3 protein-coding genes are annotated in these 3,313 nt (G+C 69.6%); 1 reads left to right on the top strand and 2 read right to left on the bottom strand.

The window, feature by feature from the left end:
* Window positions 1-220: hypothetical protein (locus CH341_RS35450; protein WP_210208672.1), on the top strand; the 220-nt coding region annotated here is incomplete at its 5' end.
* 225 nt (window positions 221-445) lie between these two features.
* Here the strand turns inward: CH341_RS35450 and CH341_RS29760 are convergent.
* Both CH341_RS29760 and CH341_RS29755 read right to left on the bottom strand, forming a co-directional pair.
* Window positions 446-1,738 carry a DUF3422 family protein gene (locus CH341_RS29760; protein WP_111423016.1) on the bottom strand — a complete coding sequence of 431 codons (1,293 nt, stop codon included), beginning with the start codon at window positions 1,736-1,738 and terminating at the stop codon, window positions 446-448.
* 215 nt (window positions 1,739-1,953) lie between these two features.
* On the bottom strand, window positions 1,954-3,237 hold the full coding sequence (locus CH341_RS29755; RefSeq protein ID WP_111423014.1) for a TRAP transporter large permease: 1,284 nt from the start codon (window positions 3,235-3,237) through the stop codon (window positions 1,954-1,956).
* Between the last annotated feature and the right edge of the window lie 76 nt (window positions 3,238-3,313).

The following is a 3,313-nucleotide window of genomic DNA, read 5'->3' as shown; positions in this document are numbered from 1 at the left end:
GCGCGGGGCGCTGGGCCGGCGGTTGACCGGGCGGCTGGCCCGGACGCGGCGGCTGACCGGGCGCGGGACGCTGCCCGGGGCGCTGCTCCTCGGTCGCCGGGGCCTGCGCGATCATCAGGGGGGCCGCCAGGGCCTGCACGCCTGCGAGACCGGACAGGACGGTGCCCGCCAGGAGCAACCGCTGGAGCTTTTGCATTCGATTCCTCGTTACACGTTGTGATGTTTGGATGTCGTTTTCGACGCGGCGGACGACGGCGCGCGTCGTGGACGAAGGCGTGCGCCGGGATCGTTGGCGCGGGTCACGCGATGCAGAAAAACGCGCGCTCCCGTGCGGGATCGTACCGTCACGATAAGCAGGAGGTTGACGGGATTGGGGCGCCGCGGTGTCGGGTGTGTGCCGGCGGGCACAGGGCGTTGCAAATTCTCGACGGGGCTGAGCCCCGCGTCACGGCTCGCCGTGCGCGACCCGCTTCCGGAAACCGCGCAACGCCAGCCACACCGCGCCGGCCACCACCGGAATGCTGGCGCCCATCGCGATCTCCGGGCTGATCGGCAGGCCGGCCGTAGAGGCACCCTTCGCCAGGTAGCCGATCAAACCCACGACGTAATACGTGACGGCGGCGACCGAGAGGCCCTCGACGGTCGACTGCAACTGGAGCTGCAGCTTGGCGCGCCGGTTCATCGATTCGAGCACGGCGCGGTTCTGCCGCTCGCGGGTCACGTCGACGCGGGTCGAGAGGAGCTGGGTGACGCGGGCGACGCGGGCCGAGAGCGAGGCCTGCCGCTCGGAGACCGCCTTGCAGGTGTTCATGGCGGGCACCAGCCGGCGCTCCATGAACTCGCGCAGCGTCTGGATTCCCTGGATGCGCTCTTCGCGCAATTCCGAGATTCGGCGCTGGACCAGGTCGTGATAGGCGAGCGCCGCGCCGAAGCGGAACAGGTTGGCGGCCTCGCGGCTCTCGATCTCGGCCTCGAGCCGGGTCAGTCGCTCGAGCAGCACCGGCTCGTCCGACTCGCCGGCCGCGACCAGCGCGTCGGTGATCTCGGCGAGCTCGCGCTCCCGCTCGGACAGAAAGGGCGCGAGGTCGCGGGCGACCGGCAGCGCCAGCAACGCCATCATCCGGTACGTCTCTATTTCGAGCAGCCTCTGCATCAGCCGGCCGGCCTGGAGCGGCGTGAGGTGCCGGTCCTGGATCAGGAAGCGGCCGAAGCCGTCGCTGTGGATGCGCAGATCCGTGAAGGCCACGGCGGCGCGATCCGACACCGGGCCGCCGACCAGCGCGTTGCCGCGGAACAGGGCCGTCGACACGATTTCCGGATCCGACGGCCCGTCGTCGGCCGTCACCACGGCGGCATGCGCCGCGACGATCACCTGCCCGGGCCGCGACGCGATCCAGCTCGCCGGGGCGAGTGCGATCGCCGGCTCGGCGAACGGATCCTCGCTGCTGCCGAGACCCGCCGCGATGAAGGTGTAGCGGGCGAACTCGCCGTGCCGCTCCCATACGAGCCGGAAGTCGCCGAGCTGGCCGCTGTAGTGGTTAGCGCCCGGAAACGGGGCCGGCGCGCCGAACCGGCGGGCCAGATCGCAGATGCCCTGCCACTCGGCCTCGCGCTCCTCCCACGGCGAGACGAGCGCCAGATAGGACACCCGCGACGGCGTCGTCAGGGCTTCTGGCGGACGCGCGTGAACCTCGTCGCTCAGGGCGAAGCGGTGCGCATGGTCGGTCGGTAGCGTCATGTCGATGTTCAACACGAAAAAAATCACCGAAATTCATGTGACGGCGCGCCGGGCGCCTGCGCGCCGACTCCGCCCCGGGCATCATCATACTGCAGGAGCGTGAATGTTGCACTGCAGCATAAAGACCAATTTTTCGGCGTCGGGCGGTCCTTTGTTGTCCGGACCGGCGCGCCGGGACGTAAAATACCCTGTAAGGCCCCCCGCGGGACCAAGAATCAGTAGCCCAGCACGCGCGGCAGCCAGAGCGCCAGATCCGGCACGGCGATCAGCAGGATCAGCACGACGAACATGGCGCCGATCAGCGGGCCGACCCAGCGCAGCGTCGCCTCCATGGGCACGCCGGCGATCCGGCAGGAGACCATGAGATTGACGGCCATCGGCGGGGTGAACTGGCCGATGGCGATCTTCAGCGTCAGCAGCACGCCGAACCACACCGGGTCCCAGCCGAATTTCTGGGCGATCGGCATCAGCAGCGGCAGCAGGATCAGGAAGGTCGAGACGCCGTCCAGGAACATGCCGATGACGATCAGCATGACGATCAGCATGCCCAGGATGACGTACTGGTTGCCGCCGGTCGCGACGATCGCCTGCGCGGCGCGGTCGAACACGCCGAGCGTCGAGCCCGCATAGCCGAAGATCGAGGCGAGCGCGACGACCACCAGGATCACGCCGGAGATCTCGGCGGCCTCGACGAACATCTCGTAGAGGTCACGCAGCGTCAGGGTGCGGTAGATCACGAAGCCGACGAACAGGCCGTACACGACGGCCATCACGGCGGCCTCGGTCGGCGTGAACCAGCCGGCCCGCATGCCGCCGAGGATCAGCACCGGAGCCATCAGGCCCCAGCTCGCCTCGCGCAGCGATGTCCAGAACGGCGGCCGCGGCAGATCCTTTTCCGCCAGCCCGAAGCCGTGCTTGTTCGACATCCAGAAGATCGGCCCGAGCAGCGCGAGCCCGGCCAGAATTCCGGGGATCATGCCGGCCGCGAACAGCGCCGGCACCGAGGCCTGCGGCACCAGCACCGAATAGATGATCAGGGCGATCGAGGGCGGGATCAGGATGTCGGTCGCCGCGGCCGCGCCGATCACGCTCGCCGAGAAGGCGCGCGGATAGCCGGCCCGCGACAAGGCCCCGATCATGGCGCCGCCGACCGCGGCGGCGTTGGCCGGGCCGGAGCCGGAGATGCCGCCCAGGAACATGCTCACCATCACGGTGACGGCGGCGAGCGAGCCGGCGCGCCGCCCGATCAGCACGGTGGCGAAATTGACCAGCCGCAGCGCCACCCCGGAGCGATCGAAGATCGCCCCGACCAGCACGAACATGGGCACGGCCAGCAGCGGATACTTGGCGATGCCCGTGTAGGCCTGGGTCGGCACGCTCATCACGCCGAGGTCGCCGAGCCAGATGGCGAGCGTGCCGGCGAGCCCGAGCGCAACGGCGACCGGCGTGCCGAGCACGAACAGCACGACAAATCCGAGAAACAGGGCGGCGGCTGTCATGGGAGGCTCGCCGTGAAGATGTGTTCGCCGCAGCGCCGGCCGCCCTTCACCTCTCCCCGCGCGCGGGGAGAGGTCG

This window comes from Rhodoplanes roseus (genome assembly GCF_003258865.1).
Taxonomy (GTDB): domain Bacteria; phylum Pseudomonadota; class Alphaproteobacteria; order Rhizobiales; family Xanthobacteraceae; genus Rhodoplanes; species Rhodoplanes roseus.
This window is presented reverse-complemented; position numbering and strand designations above follow the sequence as displayed.

Bases quoted from the DNA above. Each gene is read 5' to 3' on its own strand.
- CH341_RS29760 (WP_111423016.1), bottom strand. From the start codon at position 1,738: ATGACGCTACCGACCGACCATGCGCACCGCTTCGCCCTGAGCGACGAG.
- CH341_RS29755 (WP_111423014.1), bottom strand. From the start codon at position 3,237: ATGACAGCCGCCGCCCTGTTTCTCGGATTTGTCGTGCTGTTCGTGCTC.